The sequence below is a fragment of the Micromonospora foliorum genome, assembly GCF_022229015.1.
Taxonomy (GTDB): Bacteria; Actinomycetota; Actinomycetes; order Mycobacteriales; family Micromonosporaceae; genus Micromonospora; species Micromonospora foliorum.
The window spans coordinates 26,913-44,679 of the sequence record NZ_JAKKFF010000583.1 but is presented as its reverse complement, the minus strand read 5'-3'; the positions used below and the strand labels follow the sequence as shown (position 1 = coordinate 44,679).

The following is a 17,767-nucleotide window of genomic DNA, read 5'->3' as shown; positions in this document are numbered from 1 at the left end:
CGCGGCCGAGGGCCGCGGGCAGCAACAGTTCGGCGGCCGCGCCGAGCAGCGCGACCGCCGCGAGTCCGGCGGTCCAGCCGCCGCCCGCCAGGACCGTCTGCCGCAGCAGCCTGTCCCCCACGGCGAACGTCGGCATCGGTCCTCCCGTTGGTACGCGGTTGCCCTGGGTGGGCACGTCTACCCACCCAGGGCCCCACGTGTGCGTGGATCAGTTGCAGGTCGTGACGGAGAGCGAGCTGTCGCCGCAGAGCAGCAGGCTCGCCCGGCTACCGCCACCGGTGCGGTCGGCCGGAGCCATCTCCAGGCCCTGGAGGTCCAGAAGTGCCATGTCGTTCACCTCCCTTCCTTCCGTTCGCCGATCAGGTCGCCCCCGCTGTCGCGAGGGAGTCTCTTCGCGCCCGGCAGGGGCGCGAGGAAGGGCAGCGCCGGCGGCTCGTCGTGCCGCGCGCTGGCCAGCGCGTACAGCACGCCGGCGGTGCCGGTGCCGAAGTCCATGGAGAGCCGCAGCAACTGCTCACCGGGGAACGCGGTCCCCTCCCGGTACGGCAGCGCGTGCCAGGCCAGCCGATCCAGCTGCGCGTGGAGTTCGCGGCGGTCGGCGTCGTCTGTCGAGGCGGCGAGGTAGGCGATGATGCCGGCCCGGCCGGCGAAGAGCCCGGACTGTGCGTAGAACGGTGAGCGTGCCGCGCGGCGGACGCCGGCGCTCGCCTCGGTGAACTGGTCGTCGGCCCGGTGGCGCAGGTACTGGTCGAGGACCAGCCCGATACCGACACTGCCGTGCGCCAGGTAGGGCATGGTGCGCCAGCCCTCGTTCACCTCCAGGGCGCCGTCCGGGCGCAGCACACAGCGGCGCAGATCCTGACGCAGTGCCGTGGCGGCGTGCCCCAACAACTCCTCGTCGCCGCTGAGCTCGTAGAGCCGCACCAGCATCAGCGCCGGTCCCGTCCGGCCGCGCAGCAGCCCGGCGTACGGGTTACGCCCGCCGCTGACGTCCGGGCCGGGGTCGTCAGCCAGCTGCCCGATCACCCGCTCGGCGGCCCGCCACGCGGCGTCGTGCAACGACACCTCCCCGGTACGCGCAGCCATCTCGGCCAGGTTGAGCGCGATCCCGGACAGTCCGCTCGCCAGGCTGTGGTCGAGCCCGTCCAAGGGTTCCCGCAGGCAGATGTCGAGCACGTCCAGCGCGTCCTGCCGACGTCCGAGGTGAACGAGCGCGTACGCGACGCCGTGCAGCCCGTCGTAGAAGCCGCAGCGGGTGCCGGACGGGGGCGCTGTCGCCCGCCGCACCAGCCAGTCTTCGTGCTCGGGCCACCGCCCGGCGCCGCTCTTGTCGAGCGCGTACAGCACTCCCGCCGCTCCGTGGGCGAGGTTGAGGCCGCCACTGCGGAACTGCTCGATGTCACCGGGAAAGAGCCGGTCGTCGCGCTCGGGGGTGGCGCTGGCCACGATCGCCGTCGTCAGCCGGTCCCGCACGGTGCGGAAGTCGTCCGCGCCGACGTCTGTTCGTGGGTCCCCGGTGACCCGCCGAACACCGCTGATCTCCTCCACCGCCGGGTCGAGGAAGGACCTCGGCACCGGGAAGTTCGCGGCGATGATGTCGGCCAGGTGGGTCACCTTCGCCGGGGCGAGGCGGACCAGCTGGGTCAGTGGCAGGAACAGCGCCAACCGCAGGCACGCCAGGGCATATCGGTCGACCGCCGGCCCGCTGCGGTCGCGCGGTGCCGCGAAGCCCTGGTTGCGCAGCCCGGGTCGGCGGTGCCCGGCGATCGGGGCGGCCACCTCGAAATCGACAAGGGCGACCCGGTCGTCCGGCCGGATCATGATGTTGAACAGGTGCAGGTCCCCGTAGACCAGGCCGCGCTCGTGGATCGCCGCCACGACGGATTCGACCTGCTCGTAGGTCTGGCGGGCCCATTGGGCGTACGCCGCCCGGTCGCTGTCGGTCGCGTCGGCGTCGATCAGCGGGTACCGGTCGACCAGCACCTTGTTCAGCGGCCGGCCCTCGATGAACTCGAGCGCGAGGAACCGGTGCTCGCCGAGCGCGAACTCGTCGTGTACCCGCGGCACCTGCGGCAGGTCGGCGAGTTGCCGCAGGGCCTGCGCCTCGCGGGCCAGCCGGGCGACGGCGTCGGTGCCGTCGGCGTCCAGGCCGGCGTGCGGTCGGGCCTCCTTCAGCACCACCTCGGTGTCGGTACGCAGGTCCCTGCCCACGTACAGCCCGCCGCCGTTCGAAAAGTGGATCACCCGCTCGATCCGGTACGGCACCTGGTCCGTGCTGGTGCCGCTCCGGGCGGCCAGGTGCGGGCCGAGGAAGTCGGGCAGGGTGATCCAGGACGGTACGTGGAAGACGGGCTCTCGGCGGTCCGGCACCAGCGTGCCGGAGTCGTCCTCGATCGCCGGCACCACCTGGCCGTCCGGAGAGTGGCAGTAGCGGGCGGCGAAGCCGCCGTAGCGCACGTAGACCGGGCCGGCGCCGTAGCGGAGGTCACTGAGGATGTACGGGCCGGGTTCGCCGGTGAGCAGTTCGTCGAGCTCCTTGCAGGCCAGCTCCAGCTCGGCGTCGTCGCGGGGGTAGACCGTGACGAACTTGCCGCTGGCGGCCCGGGCGGCGTACTTGGAATTGCGCAGCAGCAGCGTGCGCGGCCCGCGCAGGAACTTGAAGGACAGGTCGCGGGGGACGCAGTAGTTCCAGACCGCGTCCAGCACCCGCTCGGCGTTCGCCAGGCCCGCCGAGATGTGGATCTTCCAGCCCTGCTGCGGCAGCGAGCCGCCGTCGGGCGCGTAGATCAGCCAGTCGTCGAGCGGCTCGCGGCGCCAGCCGGTCGGCATCGGCCGTTCGGCGGCCGGGAAGACGGGCTGTGCGACGGCGCTGCCGAGCGAGTCGTAGAACAGCGGATCCGCGGCGCAGTAGCTGTCGTAGCGTTCGTCCACCGTCCCGCCGCCCCTCGAATCCGGCCGGCTGGTTGTTCCGGCGTCGAATCGAGTCTCATCGACAAGACGGGGCGGGCTCCAGTGCGCTTAGTCACGACGTTCGATGCGGGGTGCACAGGTACTCATGACATTAGTCAGGCCCGCACGGCCGCGGTCAGGTCGGTGTCGCGGCACCGTAGACGGCAGCGCCCATCGGCTCGTCGACGTCCAGGTCCGCCACCGCGGCGACCCGGGCGATCATCATGTACTGCCCGATCACCATCAGGAGTTCGACCACCTCGCGCGGGGGGAGCAGCCCGGTCAGTACGATGACGGTGTCGTCGGGCGGGCGGACGTCGCGGACGACTTCGGTCGTGAAACGCAGGACGATCCGCTGGCCTGACGTGAAACAGTCGTCCCCGATCTCGTCGCGCCCGAGCGCGTGGATCATCTCGTCCGTGGCGCCGACGGAGCGGGCGATCGGCGTGTGCTGAACCCACTCGTAGGAGATGTCGCTCAGCTGGGCAACTCGCAGGATCGCGAGTTCGCGGAGCAGCGGGTCGAGGGCCAGGTTCGTGAGCAGCGTGCCTCCCCAGCGCATCCAGTCCGGAAACGCCGTCTCGGCGTTGGCCATGACGCGGAAGAAGTTCAGGGGACGCGCGGCCTGCAGCGCGTCGCGGACCGGCGCCGGGACATCGGCAGGGTTCACATATGGCAAACGGCTCATATTTTCCCTTTACAAGCGTCAAGTCGGGCGTAACGGACCATATCCGATCCCGGTTGCGCTCGCCGCGGATCTGTTCGGGGAGACCAGCGGCGGTGCGGCGATGAGCACTCGTGCGCGACGAAGGTGCGGGCGGCCCGGCCAAATCTACGCTGATGCTCGTCGATGTTGCCAGAGCCGGCCCAGACGTGTTGGAATGGCTCATATCGCCGCAGCGCGGGGGCAACCGCGCTGAGAACGGCCAGCACGGGAGCATCGCAGCGCCGGCAGCGCGCCGCCCTTGGCGGACGCCCGCCTGCCGGATCGCCGGGCCATCTCTACGACGACGGGCATCATGCCGGGCAGTCATCCCCGCCCGCCGTAGGTACACCCCGACACGTGTCCCCGACAGCCGACGCGCCCGACGCCCGAACCACCAGGGGCATCCGATTCGGCCTGCCAGCACCAGAACCGGCGACGAGGTGAGAAGCAATCATGAGTTCCCGAGAGAATTTCGCGGGTTGGTACCGAAACCGCTTCGTGTGGGTGGCGGTGATCCTGCTGGCGGTGTCGGCCGGCGCGGTGGTACTGGTCAACCGGGCCGACCCGGAGGCGGAGCCGGCGGACCTGCAGACGCAGGTCACCGCCCGGATGCGCACCACCCTCGAACAGACGGACCCGGGGCAGCACAACCACGCCGGACACAGTGCCCAGCAGGCCACCACCACGGCGAAGCCGGCGGTGATCTGCGGGGTCCGCGTCTACGGCTACGAGCCGACCGGGGCCACCGCGCTCGCCGACGTGCAGACGGTCTACGGCTTCCACCTCTGCGGGGTCGCCGAACAGAAGCGCCCCTGGGACGTGGCGGTCAAACTGGCCGGTCCCGTGATCATGGACATGTCCACCGAGCCGCCGGGCATCCAGGTGGTCGAGGCGACCGCCGAGGTCATGTTCACCGACCGGGTGCGGCAGATGCTCCCGCCCAAGTACGCGGAACTGGCGCTGAAGGAGGCGCTGACCGAGTCGGAGATGGCCGACCAGCGCAGACGGTACGACGCAGCAGCCGGCCTGTGAGCATCCCGGGGCCGGCGGCGTGGTCGTACCCGCATCCGGATCCGAACCGGGCGGCTACGGACAGCCCGGTCAGCTCGATCCACATCCGACCATAGATAGATGAGTATTGATATCTAGGCCAATAGATGTAACAGTTGGCTTGGGAGCGTTCCCATACTGATTTGTAGTTCCGAAGAGCGGAGGATGAACAGTGCGTTCACTCAAGTCCGATCGATCCGGCGGACGATCCCGGTCACCCGTCCGGCGGTCGCTTCGAGCGCTCGTCATGGTGTTCGCCATCGTGGCCGGCATGCTGCCCTTCACCGGGGCAGCCCAGGCCCACGGCACGATCATCAACCCGATGAGTCGCGCCTACCAGTGCTGGAAGACCTGGGGCAGCCAGCACATGAACCCGGCCATGCAGCAGCAGGACCCCATGTGTTGGCGGGCGTTCCAGGCCAACCCCGACACCATGTGGAACTGGATGAGCCAGCTGCGGGACGGCCTCGCCGGCCAGTACCAGGCTCGCACCCCGGACGGGCAGCTGTGCAGCAACGCCCTGTCCAGGAACGACAGCGTGAACCAGCCCGGGGCGTGGAAGACGACCACCGTCAGCCGCAACCTCACGGTCCAGCTGTACGACCAGGCCAGCCACGGCGCTGACTACTTCCAGGTCTACGTCACCAAGCAGGGGTTCAACCCAGCCACCCAGAAGCTTGGGTGGGGCAACCTCGACCTGCTCACGACGACCGGGCGCTACGCGCCGGCGCAGAACATCTCGTTCAACGTCTCGCTCCCGGCACGCACCGGAAACCACATCCTGTTCGTGCTCTGGAGGGCGTCGCACCTGGACCAGACCTACATGTGGTGCAGCGACATCAACGTCACCTGATCGGCACGACCGACTGCTGCAGCACCACTCCGGCCCAGGGCGTTCGCGCCCTGGGCCGGATTGTTCTTCCGGTACCGCCTACCTGCGGCCGCATCGACGGCGACGCCGAGACCATCGGCGCGCTGGCCGACGTGCTCGGCGCACCGCTGGCGGTGCCCTCGGTGTCGGTGCCGCCGCAGGCGGACAGGGCCAGCACGGCGATTACGCCGACCGTGGCAAACAGGCGCCGCTTCATACGAACTCCTCAGATGCTTGTACTCGATTGCTGCTGTCATGAGGCATTCGAGGCCGACCCGCAGACGGATGGGTACAAGATCTGAATTTTCTTTTCTGCCGACAATGACGAGCGCCCGGCCCGGGCAGGTCGACCGAACCCACGGTCGGCCTGCCCCGACGTCGGGTCTACCCCTGGGAAGGACCGTCGCCCGCTGTGGCGGCGCGCATCTCCTTCAGCACGTACGTGGCGACCTTCTCGACGACGCGGATGCCCTCTTTCTGGCTCACGTGATGGTCGGAGAGCACGGCGATCAGCCAGTCATGACGGGCCTCGACGACCCGTCCGATGCTGTTGACGAGCCAGCGGCCGCCGTCGACATCAACGGTGTCCCAACCGTTCTTGACGTACACGGAACGATTGCCCGGCTCCCGCGCGGCGGTGACTCCCCATCGTTGCTCGGGGATCACCTTTTTCATGAGGCCCATGACGAAGGCACGGTCCTGCGGGGTCAGCGGTCCCGTCGGCGACGTCAGCGCGGTCAGCAGACGCAGCTGGTCGGCAGCCGTGGTCGTGGTGAGTCCCCAGTGCGGGTTGGGTTTGGTCTCCCGCAGACCGAGTGCGCGGTTTGCGGCGGTGAGGCCGCGCGAGCCCTCAATCCGCTGCCACAGGGCTACCGCCGCGTCGTTGTCACTGGACACGATCATGGCCTCGGCCAACCGTCGGGTGTCAGAACCCAGGGCCCTGCCCGGCGGTCGCTGGCGCAGCAGAAGGGCCGCGAGGATGTTGACCTTGACGATGCTGGCGGTCTCGAACCGTCTGCCGCCGACCGTCACCGCAGCCGTTCCCTGTCGGTCCAGTGCCGCGACCGCCACGCGGCCGTCGTACCGCTCCAGGTAGGCCTTGATGCGCGTTCTCGCCTGGTCGACCCGGTCGATGGCCGGCGTCGTGGGGATCGGAATGGCAGGGGACGAACTGCGCGCTGGGCCGGCTATGTTGTCGGAGCGACCGCGCGTGGCACCGAAGGCGGCCGTCGCGACGCCGGCGAGAGACATGGTGACCGCGGAGACGACCCAGCGGCGTTGCAGCTGCCGACCTCTCCCCTCAGCCAAGACGGGCCACCGCCTTCGCCGCGATCGAGTCCACCGCAGCCTGGCTGCCCGAGTCGGGCAGCCTGACCGTCGAGACCGTCTCGCCTCGTCTCAGCATCACGAAGTACGTGACGGTGTCCGGGATGTCGGCATGCGCGATGCGTCCTCGAATGAGCATGCCGACGCCCTCCAGATAATGTGGATCGACGACGTCGAACGAGACCTGCGATCCCAGCACCAGGTAGCTCGCACACCGCAGGAGGACCTGACGGACGTCCTCGACATTCCGCTCGGCCCATCCAGGTTCGTACGTCTCCACCACGTGGTGGGCTGGCGACGAGCCGTCGGACGGCCGGTAGGAGCGCTCCACGGCAGCGCGCCGATGCGACTTGGCCGGGTAGTCGCTGCTCTGGTAGTTGGGGCAGGTGTCCTGCTCCCACGGCCAGGGAGGCAGACCGGTTCGCGCCTCGTCCTCATGCCAGTCCGAACCCAGATCGCCCGCCCCCAGCAGCATGCTCGGATCGGCCCGTGCCGCGGTCGCGGTGTGTCGCTCACCAGGGCCGACGTCGGGCTCCGACCGATGACAGCCTGCGGCCATCACCGCCAACGCCGTCAGGACCGCCGGCACGACCGCGACCGAGCCTCGGCTCCGGCCTCGGCATGTCCTGCTGCTCGATACGGACACCGAAACCTCCCCAAACGCAGACAGTTGCCACCGCAGGTGGCGCTTCAGGCGACGATCCGAGGTGGCACGCTCGCCGCGGCCGCATGACCGGTGCGGCGATTCCCGACCGGCGGCCCGACACCGCCGGGATCCGCCGCACCCCGCCCGGCGACGGGACCGGTCAATGGCGTTCCTCGGCGAACAGCTCCGAACGGGTCTCGCCGAGCAACTCGCGCAGACGGTTGAGGGAGCGCATGCTCTGGCTCTTGACGACGGCGGTGGAGACGCCCACAACCTCGGCAGTTGTCTCCACGCTCAGGTCGTCCCAGTAGCGCAGGACGATGATCGCCCGATCCCGCAACGGCAGGGTGGCGACCGCGTCCAGCAACGTCATGCGCAACTCGGCAGGATGTTCCTCGCCCCGATCCGGGGGCGCCGACACCGCCAACTCGCGGCTGGAGCGACGCCGCTGCTGGTCGATCATGCAGCGCAGCAGGACCTTGCGGGCGTACGCGTGGGGGTCGTCGGCCCGGCGGACCAGCCTCCAGTGGGCGTACACCTTGGCCAGCGTCGTCTGGGTGAGGTCCTGGGCGAGATGCCAGTCGCGGCACATCAGGAACGCGGCGTCGCGCAGGCGGCCAGCGGCCGCCTGCGCGAACTCCACGAAGTCTTCGTCAGCCATTCGACCGGGCCAGCGTCGAGAACCTCTTGGCGCCGTTGACGACGAGCCCGGCCGGCAGTTTCGTCCCCCAGATCGAGTTGGCGGCGATCTCGGTCGCCTCCCTCACGGAGAGAACGGGCAGTGCCGGCGACGTCCCCTTGCCCTCCCAGATCAGACAGGTGCAGATCATCAGATCGATCCGGAGGCCACCGCGGTGGTGCACGGTGACCACCTTGTTCCGCACGCAGTCGCCGGGTACTTCGGTCAGCTCCACCGTCCCCGGGCGCGGGCCGCCGCCGAGGTCGTCCTGGTAGATGGCGAGCCGCACCATGCCCGGTCCATCGCCTCGATCCAGGTAGAGCTGGACGTACGGCATGCCGGGACCCGCGCCGCTGCTCTGCAGACTCGCGTAACCGCTGGTGCTCCCCTTGGGCAGCAGCCGGGTCAGCAGTTCCAGAGCGCCCTGCGGTGTGGTGGTCAGCAGTTCACCGTCCGGCCCCGGGCCCACCCTCACGGTGTCGATCACCGTCGTCGGGGGGTTCGGCGGCGCCGACCGATAGGGGTCTCCTCGCGGCTCCTCGTCGGCGCCCCCCTCGAACCGGCCCGGGGCGGCACCATCGGGGACCTCAGCCGGCGATGGCGTGGTGATGGCGACCGGCCCACCCGGCCCGCCGACGTTCGGCCCGGCGGGCTGACCGGCGTCATCCGCACCGACGCCGAACGGCCCGGCGGCCAGGCCGATCACGAGCAGCACCGCCAACGCCGATCCGCCGGCGCCGAACTGCGCCAGACGGCGCTGGCGACGCAGCCGGCGGCCCTGCACCACCGACTGCTGGACCAGATCACCCAACGGCGGCGCGGGGTGTCGGGCCAGGTCGTCCCTGAAACGCCCACGGACGTCGCCCATATCCCGTACCCCTCCTCGCCCGACCGCCCGCAGCGGCGGTCTGTCACCTGACTGACGGGTCGGCCGGCCGATTTGGTTACCGATTCTGGGCGCGAATTCTCGAACTTCGTGGGCTCGCTCGTCGTCAGCTCGGATTCGTAGGTGACGTGGGTCGGTTGCGGCACAATCCGTAAGGCATCCTAGGAGGTTAGGTTGTTGAATGGCCGCTTAGCGGGTGAGGACCCGAGGTTCTCGAACGTCTCACCGACGGCGCGGGAGGGCCGACATCGAAGGTGAACGTTGCGCGAACGAATGCGTGTCGAGCGGATGTTCAGGGCACCACCACCAAGACACAAAGGACGAAGGCGAGGTGTGTGATGACCGAACCCGCGGCCACCGGCGGTCTCGTTGACCCGGAGATCGCCCTGCAACGTCAGGTCGAGACGCTGAAACAACGCTTTCCGGATGCCGACGAGGCCGAGCTTTCCGCCCGCGTTCACGAAACGCACGCGCGGCTCAAGGACGAGGCGACCGTCGACTCGCACCTTGTCGCCCTGACCGAGAAGCAGGTGACGGAGGATCTGCGCAGCGGCGGCGGGACCGTTCACATCCGCAGCGACGAACGGCCCGAGTAGGCACGCGACATCGTCGGCCGCCGCGGTAGGCGTGGAGGGCGGCGGCACCGACTCGGTCACTTCGCGGCATATCGCAGCCGTTCGACGATCGCTGTGGTGGTGGACACGAAGCCGTTGCCTACCCGCCTTCCCGGCCGGGTGCGACGTAGCGTTGAGGGCTGCCCAGGGCGGGTCCGCATGCCGCACGCCTGGTTGACGCCGATCCGCGAGGTGAAGATGGTGAACACCCGGTGCCCGTGACGAGTGATCTGCAGGTGGTCGCGCCTCCTCCGGTGGCTACCGCACGGGTGACCCCGGCGGTGTTCCGATCCCCCTCGGCCCCGGCCCGCCGCACGCTCGTCGACATACTCGACGACTCCGTGCGCACGCACCCCGAGGCTCCTGCTCTCGACAACGGCGCTACGGCACTGACGTACCGCGACCTGGCCGACGAGGTCGAGGCAGTCCGGAGGTCGCTCGCCGGACACGGCATCGGTGTCGGCGACCGCGTGGGCGTCCGGATCTCCTCCGGTACGGCCGAGCTGTACCTGGCGATCCTCGGCGTTCTCGCGGCGGGCGCGGCCTACGTGCCGGTCGACGCGGACGATCCGGAGGAACGCGCCGAGCTCGTCTTCGCCGAGGCGGGGGTCGTGGCGGTCCTCGGTGACGGGCTGACGGTGTCGTTGCGCCGTACCCCCGCGGGTCGGACCGGCCGGCCCGGCCCGGACGACGACGCCTGGATCATCTTCACCTCCGGCTCGACGGGCACCCCGAAGGGGGTTGCGGTCAGCCACGGGGCGGCGGCCGCTTTCGTGGACGCCGAGGCGCAGTTGTTCCTCGCCGACGAGGCCAGCGAGGCGATCGGCCCGCAGGATCGGGTCCTGGCCGGGCTGTCGGTGGCGTTCGACGCGTCCTGCGAGGAGATGTGGCTCGCGTGGCGGCACGGCGCGTGTCTGGTGCCGGCCACGCGGTCGCTCGTCCGCAGCGGCGTCGACCTCGGTCCGTGGTTGGCCGAGCAGCGCATCTCGGTGGTATCGACGGTGCCGACGCTCGCCGCGCTGTGGCCGGTCGAGGCGCTGGAGGAGGTCCGGCTGCTGATCTTCGGTGGGGAGGCCTGCCCACCGGAACTCGCACAGCGCCTGGCCGTCGAGGGCCGGGAGGTCTGGAACACGTACGGACCGACCGAGGCGACAGTGGTCGCCTGCGCCGCGCGGATGACCGGCGAGGGACCGGTACGCATCGGGCTGCCGCTGGCCGGCTGGGAGCTCGCCGTGGTCGACGGCTCCGGCACTCCGGTGGCGATGGGTGAGACCGGTGAGCTGGTGATCGGTGGGGTGGGCCTCGCCCGCTATCTGGATCCGGGCAGGGACGCCGAGAAGTTCGCGACGCTGCCCGCGCTCGGTTGGCAGCGGGCGTACCGCAGCGGGGACATCGTCCGCGCGGAGCCCGAAGGGCTCCTGTTCGTCGGCCGCGGTGACGAGCAGGTGAAGCTCGGCGGACGCCGGATCGAGCTGGGTGAGATCGACGCCGCGCTGCAGGCACTGCCCGGCGTCGCCGGTGCCGCCGCGGCGGTGCAGCGCACCGCCGCGGGCAACCAACTGCTGGTGGGGTACGTGGTTCCGCACGACGGCGTCGCCTTCGATGCCGCGACGGCGGCGCTGCGGATCCGTGAGCAGCTGCCGGCCGCGCTCGTGCCGCTGCTGGCCGTGGTGGACGCGCTGCCGACCCGGACGTCCGGCAAGGTGGATCGGGCCGCGCTGCCCTGGCCGCTGGCCACCGATGAGAACGCTGCGGGTGAGCTGACCGCGACGGAGGAATGGCTCGCGGGCGGTTGGGCGGAGATCCTCGGTGTACGCCCCATCGAGGCCGACGCCGACTTCTTCACCCACGGCGGCAGCAGCCTGAACGCGGCGCAACTGGTGGCATGGATCAGGCGCCGGTACCCGCGCGTCTCGGTGGCCGACATCTACCTCCACCCGAAACTGTCGCGGCTCGCGGCCGTGCTCGACGCGCTCGACACCACGGCGGCGACGCGCCGAGAGGTCCGTCCGACGCCGAGGCGCGCCGGACTGATCCAGGCCGCGCTGATGGTGCCGATGCTCGCGCTGGTCGGGCTGCGCTGGCTGACCGTCCTGGCCGCCCTCGGCAACGTCCTCGTCCTGCTCGCGCCGGCGTCGTGGGCGCCGGTCGTGTCCTGGTGGTGGGTGGCGCTGGGCTGGCTTCTGCTGTTCAGTCCGCTGGGCCGGATCGCCGTGGCCGCCGCGGGAGCGCGACTGTTGCTCCGCGGGGTACGCCCCGGCAGCTACCCACGCGGTGGCGGCGTGCACCTGCGGCTGTGGGCCGCCGAACGCCTCGCCGAGCTGACCGGCGCCACGAGCGTCGCCGGAGCGTCCTGGATGATCACTTACGCCAGGGCTCTCGGCGCGCAGATCGGGGCTGACGTCGACCTGCACTCCGCGCCGCCGGTGACCGGCCTGCTGAAGCTCGGCCGCGGCGCGGCGATCGAGCCGGAGGTCGACCTGTCCGGCCACTGGGTCGACGGCGATGTGGTCCGGATCGGCAGGGTGCGAGTCGGTGCCGACGCCCGGGTCGGATCGCGCAGCACCCTGATGCCGGGCGCCCGGGTCGGCAAGGGCGCCCGCGTCGCCGCGGGCTCGACGGTGACCGGCGCCGTACCGGCCAACCAACAGTGGGCCGGCTCACCGGCCGCAGCCGCTGGGAAGGACTCGGACGGGTGGCCCGGGCAGCGTCCCCCTCGATCGCGGACGGGGGCGCGCCTCTGGCCGCTCGCATACGGGATGACCGCCCAGTTGCTGGGGCTGGTTCCGGTCGTGGCCGCCCTGCCGGCGCTCGCCCTGCTCGGCTGGACGCTCGCCGTCCGACCGGCGGTCGGCGCCGTGTTGGCCGCCGTCGCGGTGGCGACCGTCGCCTACGTCGTGGGCTATGCGCTGCTGGTGCTCGGGGCCGTCCGGGCGCTGAGCATCGGCCTGCGCGCCGGGTACCACCCTGTGCAGGGGCGGGTGGCGTGGCAGGTGTGGACGACCGAGCGGCTGATGGGGATGGCACGGGTCGGGCTGTTCCCGCTCTACGCCAGTCTTTTCACGCCGGTGTGGTTGCGGTTGCTGGGCGCGAAGGTGGGGCGCGGGGTGGAGGCGTCCACCGTGCTCGCACTGCCGGCGATGACCACTGTCGCCGACGGGGCCTTCCTGGCCGACGACACCATGGTCGCGACATACGAGCTGAGCCACGGGTGGCTGCGGGTGGCCCCGGCCCGCATCGGTAAGCAGGCGTTCCTCGGCAACTCAGGAATGGCGGCGCCCGGGCGTTCGGTGCCGAAGCGTGGGCTGGTCGGGGTGTTGTCGTCGGCGCCGTTCAAGGCGAAGAAGGGTTCGTCGTGGCTCGGCGCGCCGCCGATGCCGCTGCGCCGGACCGTGGAAGCCGCCGACACCAGCCGCACCTTCGACCCGCCGGTCCGGCTGAAGCTGGCCCGGGCCGCGATCGAGCTGTGCCGGATCGTTCCGGTGATGTGCGCCGGCGCCCTGGCGATCGGCGTCCTGGCCGTACTCGCGTTCGTCTGGCGGGCTGCCGGGTGGTGGGCGGCGGCGCTCGCCGCCGGGCCGGTGCTGCTGGGCGCCGCGATCGTCGCCGCCGCCCTCGCGACGGCCGCGAAGTGGCTGCTGGTCGGGCGCTTCCGGGTCGCCGAGCGGGCGCTGTGGACCTCGTTCGTGTGGCGCAACGAGCTGGCCGACACGTTCGTCGAGGTCCTTGCCGCGCCGTGGTTTGTCCGCTTTGCGACCGGCACGCCACTGCTGACGGCGTGGCTGCGCACGCTCGGTGCGAAAATCGGCCGAGGCGTCTGGCTGGAGACCTACTGGCTGCCCGAGTACGACCTGGTGCGCCTCGGCGACGGCGCAACGGTGAACCGCGGTTGTGTGGTGCAGACCCACCTGTTCCATGATCGTGTGATGAGCATGGACGTGGTGACACTGGGCGCGGGAGCCGCGCTGGGCCCGCACGGCATCGTCCTACCAGGCGCGAGCATCGGGGCGCGGACCACCGTCGGGCCCGGTTCGCTGGTGACCCGCGGCGACGCCGTGCCGTGCGACAGCCGGTGGTTGGGTAACCCGATCACCACCTGGGCGGCGCCAGCGGCACGGTCGGCGTGAACCCGAAGGCGTCGGCGCGGAGCGGCGCAACGCCCGGCGCCGGTCGCTCGGGCGACTCCTACCTGCCCGAACACGGCAACGGCGGCTACCGGGTGCTGCACTACGACCTCGACCTCGACTACCGGGTCGTGTCGAACCGTCTCGGTGGCCGGGCGGACATCACCGCGGTGGCCGGGCAGTCGCTGTCGCGGTTCACTCTCGATCTCGGTCGGCTCCGGGTCCAGGACGTCCGGGTGGACGGGCGCCCGGCGAAGTACCTGCACCGGCCGGACAAGCTGCAGATCAAACCCGAGCGGCCGATCGCCGCCGGGGACACCTTCCGGGTGGAGATCCGGTACGCGGGAAAGCCGGTGCCCATCTCCGGCCGGTGGGGCGAACTCGGGTGGGAGGAACTCACCGACGGGGTACTCGTGGCCAGCCAGCCGAACGGGTCGCCGTCCTGGTTTCCGTGCGATGACCAGCCCGGCGCCAAGGCCACCTTCCGGGTGACAGTGACGACCTCCTCCCCGTACACGGTGCTGGTGACCGGTGATCCCGTGCTCCAGCGGCGAGGCGCGGGCGGCACGACCTGGGTGTACGAGCGGCGCGAGCCCACCTCGCCGTACCTGATGAGCGTCCAGATCGGACGTTACGAGGTGGTGGACCTGGCTGTCGGTGAGGTGGTGCAGCGCGCGGCGATCCCGCCCGCGCTGCGCCGGAACGTCGCCCACGACTTCGGTCGGCACGGTGAGATCATGTCGGCGCTGCAGCGGCTCTTCGGGCCGTACCCGTTCCGGGAGTACGTCGTCGTGGTCGCCGACGACGACCTCGACGATCCCGTCGAAGCGCAGGGCATGGCCGTCTTCGGACGGAACCACGTCGACGGGCGGCGCACGCACGAGCGGCTCGTCGTGCACGAACTGGCCCACCAGTGGTTCGGCAACAGCCTCACGGTGGCGGACTGGCGGCATATCTGGCTCAACGAAGGCTTCGCCACGTACGCCGAGTGGTTGTGGTCCGGTGTCTGCGGCGACCTACCGACGGATGCCCTGGCCGCGCGGTGGTACGCGTGGATCGCGGATCGCCCCCGCAGCGTCATCGTCGCGGACCCCGGTGTCGACCGGATGTTCGACCCGCTGGTCTACAAGCGCGGCGCGCTCACGGTGCACGCCCTGCGGAAGCGGGTCGGCGACGAGTCGTTCTTCGCGCTCCTGCGCGCCTGGGTCGCCGAACACCGGCACTCGACGGTGACGAGCGAGCAGTTCCGACTGCACGCCCAGCGCTTCGCCCGCGCGCCCTTGGATGATCTGTTCGATGCCTGGCTCGACAGCCCGACGCTGCCTCCACTACCCCGCTGACCACGCTGGGGCGCGGCCATCCCGCGGAGCCGAATGCCGGTCCCGGAACGACCACGCAGCCGTCTGCGGCTGGCCGGCCGTGCCGGGACCGGCACCTCGACGGTCAGGGCCGGAGCCACCAGGGGCTGGTGTAGGCCACACCGAAGTCGTTACACGGGTGACCGGCCGGGCCGGGGGTGCCGTTGGGCAGGGACGGGTCGGAGATCCGGAGCACCACCCAGTCGCCGTCGGTGACGTTGAGCGGCACGGTGAAGTCGGTGACCTGACCGTTGACGGTGTCGATGACATCGACGACGGTCGGCGCCGAGGTGCCGGGACGGAGGACCTGGATCCGCAGGGGCTTGCCGTCCCAGGCCGAGCCGCGGTCCAAATCCAGCAGGAACCGGACGTCGCCGGAGGTCACGTTCAGCACCCCACCCATGCGTACGCCGTTGGCGGTGGAGTCCACCCGTAGCCCCGACACACGGGTGGCGAAGGAACGGCGAGCGGCCATCGCCTCGAACACCGCGGCGCGGGTGTTCTCGGCGACCCACAGGCCGCTGCGACCCTTGCCCTCGTGGAAGCCCCAGGTGGTGCCGTGCTCGTCGGTGACGCCGGTGAGCGCCGGCCGCCAACCGGCGTTCAGGCACGCCACCAGCGGTGACGCCAGGCCCGACGACCAGCCCTCGAAGAGGAAGTCGTCGGTCCGGTTGAACATCTCCAGGCCCACGAGTTGCTCCCGGGCCGAGGCGGTGAAGGAGAAGTTGTTGAACCGGCCCGCCTCCCGACCGGGGTGGTTGAAGCTCGCCAGACCTCCGGGCCGGCCGGCGAGCCAGGTGTACAGGCTGCCGGGGCTGCCGGCCCGCAGCAGGTCGGCGAAGTCGGAGGTGTTCCAGACGTTGATGTGCCCCTGCAGAGGATGCGACCACTCGAACCCGCGGATCGCGGTGAACTGGCCCGGGTCGTTGGCCGCGTTGGCCAGGTCACCGGTCGTCCGCCACTCGGACGAGCTGAGCCCGTCGATGGAGAAGAGCGTGGCGTGATCGGTCAGCGCGGCGACGTCTAGACCGGCCTCGCGCATCGAGGCGAACGCGGCCTCGGCGCTGCCGTCACCGTCCGACATGACCGTGTGGTTGTGCATGTCGGTGTGGACCAGCATCGTGCCCTGGGTGATCAGGGATGCCCGGCCGGCGCCGACCGCCGCGGTCGGGGCGCCAGCCATCGTCGTGTTGGCCGCCCGGGCCGCGGTCGGTAGCGCGGCCAGCATCAGCGTCCCGCCGGCACCGGCGAGAAGGGCCCGTCGGCCGAAGCCTGCGGGGACCTCGACCTGGCCGTACGGCACCTCGTCGTCGGATCCGTGATCGTGGTGGCAGTGGTGTGGGTGATGTCCAGTCATGAATATATAGATGGTGATGGAGCTGGCTGAGACGTCACACCGAGTCGTCGGTCAGGCGAACAGTGCGGTACGCCTCATGCGGCATCACCAGCCAGACCGACCTTGCGGCGGCAGCCCGTTCGCAGGAATCTCGGCTGGCTCAGCGGATGCAGTCCTCGGCCGTACGAAAATCCCGTGTGCACGTCGTACGACGGTGGCTAGCGTACGCAGATGAGCACTGTCCCGATGGCCAAACTGCGGCTGCGGTTCTTCACCGACCCGGGCGAGTTCCTGGTCGCCGCGGGTGACTACCTGCGCGCCGATCCGGTCGTCAGCACGGTCGTGACCACCGTCGCGCACCGGCTGATGTCCCAGCGGGCCGAGGGGATCTCGCAACCCGACCGCACCTGGTGGCTGGTGGTCAGCGACGACTCCGGTGCCGTGGTCGGTGCCGCGATGCGCACCGCGCCGTACGCCCCCTACCCGCCGTTTCTGCTGCCCATGCCCGACGACGCGGCCGTTGCGCTGGCCCGGGCGTTGCACGAACGCGAGGAGGAGGTGATCGCCGTCAACGGGGCCCTGCCGGCCGTCGAACTGTGCGCCGCCGAGCTGACCCGGCTCGGCGGGGGTCGAGTCCAGGTCACCCAGCACACACGGCTGCACGAGCTCGCCGAGCTGGCGTGGCCGCCACCTGCGCCTGGCGGCCTGGTGGTCGCGACCGTGGATGACGTGGAACTGGTCACGCAGTGGTTCGCCGCGTTCATGGGCGACGCCGACGAACAGGCGGGCCGCCCACGCGGTACCAGTGCGCACGAAGTGCCCGACCACGCCGAGATGCTGCGCCGGCTCCAAGCCGGACGGCTGTGGTTCTGGGCCGACGAGACAGGAAAGCCCGTGCACCTCACCGGCGCCAACCCACCGTCGTTCGGAGTGGCCCGCGTAGGCCCGGTGTACACACCGCCGGCCCAGCGCGGGCGTGGTTGGGCCAGCAACGCGGTCGCCGAAGTTTCCCGACGAATCCAGGCCGAGGGCGCGCGGGTCTGCCTGTTCACCGACCAAGCCAATCCGACCTCGAACAAGATCTACGCCGATCTCGGCTACCGGCCGGTCGTCGACATGGCCAACCTGGTCATCGTCTGCTGACGCCGACGCGTCACGGCAGATCCGGTCCGGAGTTGGTCTGCCAGCCGATGGTCTCCAGAAGGCGCCCTGGACCGCCGTC

General features: G+C 70.6%; 15 protein-coding genes. 6 read left to right on the top strand and 9 right to left on the bottom strand.

Translation table 11 applies throughout. From position 1 onward, the window contains the following. Positions 1-208: 208 nt before the first annotated feature. The 3 genes from PSH25_RS33155 to PSH25_RS33145 all read right to left on the bottom strand — a co-directional run bounded on the left by PSH25_RS33155 (position 209) and on the right by PSH25_RS33145 (position 3,619). On the bottom strand, positions 209-328 hold the full coding sequence (locus PSH25_RS33155) for a SapB/AmfS family lanthipeptide (RefSeq protein ID WP_013734295.1): 120 nt from the start codon (positions 326-328) through the stop codon (positions 209-211). Between the two features lie 5 nt (positions 329-333). Further along, the gene (lanKC, locus tag PSH25_RS33150; protein ID WP_238662810.1) at positions 334-2,931 is read right to left on the bottom strand and encodes a class III lanthionine synthetase LanKC; all 2,598 of its coding nucleotides are present in this window, start codon (positions 2,929-2,931) and stop codon (positions 334-336) included. 154 nt (positions 2,932-3,085) lie between these two features. Continuing rightward, positions 3,086-3,619, bottom strand: coding sequence for a carboxymuconolactone decarboxylase family protein (locus tag PSH25_RS33145; RefSeq protein ID WP_238662809.1), 534 nt, complete (start codon positions 3,617-3,619; stop codon positions 3,086-3,088). Positions 3,620-4,108: 489 nt separating this feature from the next. On the opposite strand from PSH25_RS33145, the gene PSH25_RS33140 reads away from it, so the two are divergent. Together PSH25_RS33140 and PSH25_RS33135 are read left to right on the top strand one after the other, a co-directional pair. Next, positions 4,109-4,687 (top strand): hypothetical protein, encoded by a 579-nt coding sequence (locus tag PSH25_RS33140; RefSeq protein ID WP_238662808.1) that lies wholly within the window; start codon positions 4,109-4,111, stop codon positions 4,685-4,687. Positions 4,688-4,952: 265 nt separating this feature from the next. After that, entirely contained in the window at positions 4,953-5,558 is a 606-nt protein-coding gene (locus tag PSH25_RS33135) for a lytic polysaccharide monooxygenase auxiliary activity family 9 protein (RefSeq protein ID WP_238662807.1), read from the top strand. Here PSH25_RS33135 and PSH25_RS33130 read toward each other — a convergent pair. From PSH25_RS33130 to PSH25_RS33110, 5 genes are all read right to left on the bottom strand, one after another. Further along, positions 5,551-5,793: a hypothetical protein gene (locus PSH25_RS33130; RefSeq protein ID WP_238662806.1), complete on the bottom strand. Its 243-nt coding sequence runs from the start codon at positions 5,791-5,793 to the stop codon at positions 5,551-5,553. The genes PSH25_RS33135 and PSH25_RS33130 overlap by 8 nt on opposite strands. A 167-nt stretch (positions 5,794-5,960) precedes the next feature. Then, entirely contained in the window at positions 5,961-6,827 is an 867-nt protein-coding gene (locus tag PSH25_RS33125; RefSeq protein WP_238662805.1) for a serine hydrolase, read from the bottom strand. Between the two features lie 49 nt (positions 6,828-6,876). Beyond that, positions 6,877-7,491, bottom strand: coding sequence for a hypothetical protein (locus tag PSH25_RS33120; RefSeq protein ID WP_238662804.1), 615 nt, complete (start codon positions 7,489-7,491; stop codon positions 6,877-6,879). Between the two features lie 217 nt (positions 7,492-7,708). Further along, positions 7,709-8,209, bottom strand: a complete 501-nt coding sequence (locus PSH25_RS33115; protein ID WP_238662803.1) for a SigE family RNA polymerase sigma factor — start codon at positions 8,207-8,209, stop codon at positions 7,709-7,711. After that, complete coding sequence (locus PSH25_RS33110; protein ID WP_238662802.1) at positions 8,202-9,095, bottom strand: hypothetical protein; 894 nt, start codon at positions 9,093-9,095, stop codon at positions 8,202-8,204. Before PSH25_RS33110 ends, PSH25_RS33115 begins: the two co-directional genes overlap by 8 nt. Positions 9,096-9,451: 356 nt before the next feature. Here PSH25_RS33110 and PSH25_RS33105 point away from each other — a divergent pair, with 356 nt between their 5' ends. The 3 genes from PSH25_RS33105 (at position 9,452) to PSH25_RS33095 (ending at position 15,191) form a co-directional block, all read left to right on the top strand. Next, positions 9,452-9,709 (top strand): three-helix bundle dimerization domain-containing protein, encoded by a 258-nt coding sequence (locus tag PSH25_RS33105; RefSeq protein ID WP_238662801.1) that lies wholly within the window; start codon positions 9,452-9,454, stop codon positions 9,707-9,709. Positions 9,710-9,939: 230 nt separating this feature from the next. After that, the gene (locus PSH25_RS33100) at positions 9,940-13,854 is read left to right on the top strand and encodes a Pls/PosA family non-ribosomal peptide synthetase (protein WP_238662800.1); all 3,915 of its coding nucleotides are present in this window, start codon (positions 9,940-9,942) and stop codon (positions 13,852-13,854) included. Next, positions 13,851-15,191 carry a M1 family metallopeptidase gene (locus PSH25_RS33095; protein WP_238662799.1) on the top strand — a complete coding sequence of 447 codons (1,341 nt, stop codon included), beginning with the start codon at positions 13,851-13,853 and terminating at the stop codon, positions 15,189-15,191. The genes PSH25_RS33100 and PSH25_RS33095 overlap by 4 nt, the downstream gene beginning before the upstream one ends. A gap of 103 nt (positions 15,192-15,294) precedes the next feature. Here the strand turns inward: PSH25_RS33095 and PSH25_RS33090 are convergent, their stop codons facing one another. Continuing rightward, a complete protein-coding gene (locus PSH25_RS33090) occupies positions 15,295-16,566 on the bottom strand; it encodes a CehA/McbA family metallohydrolase (RefSeq protein WP_238662798.1) in 1,272 nt (423 codons plus the stop codon). 210 nt (positions 16,567-16,776) lie between these two features. On the opposite strand from PSH25_RS33090, the gene PSH25_RS33085 reads away from it, so the two are divergent. Beyond that, complete coding sequence (locus tag PSH25_RS33085; protein WP_238662797.1) at positions 16,777-17,688, top strand: GNAT family N-acetyltransferase; 912 nt, start codon at positions 16,777-16,779, stop codon at positions 17,686-17,688. The last annotated feature ends 79 nt before the right edge of the window (positions 17,689-17,767 follow it).

What these genes read in the sequence shown, in the direction of transcription:
- PSH25_RS33155 (WP_013734295.1), bottom strand. Translation starts at nt 328, where the DNA reads ATGGCACTTCTGGACCTCCAGGGCCTGGAGATGGCTCCGGCCGACCGC.
- PSH25_RS33140 (WP_238662808.1), top strand. Translation starts at nt 4,109, where the DNA reads ATGAGTTCCCGAGAGAATTTCGCGGGTTGGTACCGAAACCGCTTCGTG.
- PSH25_RS33135 (WP_238662807.1), top strand. Translation starts at nt 4,953, where the DNA reads ATGGTGTTCGCCATCGTGGCCGGCATGCTGCCCTTCACCGGGGCAGCC.
- PSH25_RS33130 (WP_238662806.1), bottom strand. Translation starts at nt 5,793, where the DNA reads ATGAAGCGGCGCCTGTTTGCCACGGTCGGCGTAATCGCCGTGCTGGCC.
- PSH25_RS33125 (WP_238662805.1), bottom strand. Translation starts at nt 6,827, where the DNA reads ATGTCTCTCGCCGGCGTCGCGACGGCCGCCTTCGGTGCCACGCGCGGT.
- PSH25_RS33115 (WP_238662803.1), bottom strand. Translation starts at nt 8,209, where the DNA reads ATGGCTGACGAAGACTTCGTGGAGTTCGCGCAGGCGGCCGCTGGCCGC.
- PSH25_RS33110 (WP_238662802.1), bottom strand. Translation starts at nt 9,095, where the DNA reads ATGGGCGACGTCCGTGGGCGTTTCAGGGACGACCTGGCCCGACACCCC.
- PSH25_RS33105 (WP_238662801.1), top strand. Translation starts at nt 9,452, where the DNA reads ATGACCGAACCCGCGGCCACCGGCGGTCTCGTTGACCCGGAGATCGCC.
- PSH25_RS33090 (WP_238662798.1), bottom strand. Translation starts at nt 16,566, where the DNA reads ATGACTGGACATCACCCACACCACTGCCACCACGATCACGGATCCGAC.
- PSH25_RS33085 (WP_238662797.1), top strand. Translation starts at nt 16,777, where the DNA reads ATGAGCACTGTCCCGATGGCCAAACTGCGGCTGCGGTTCTTCACCGAC.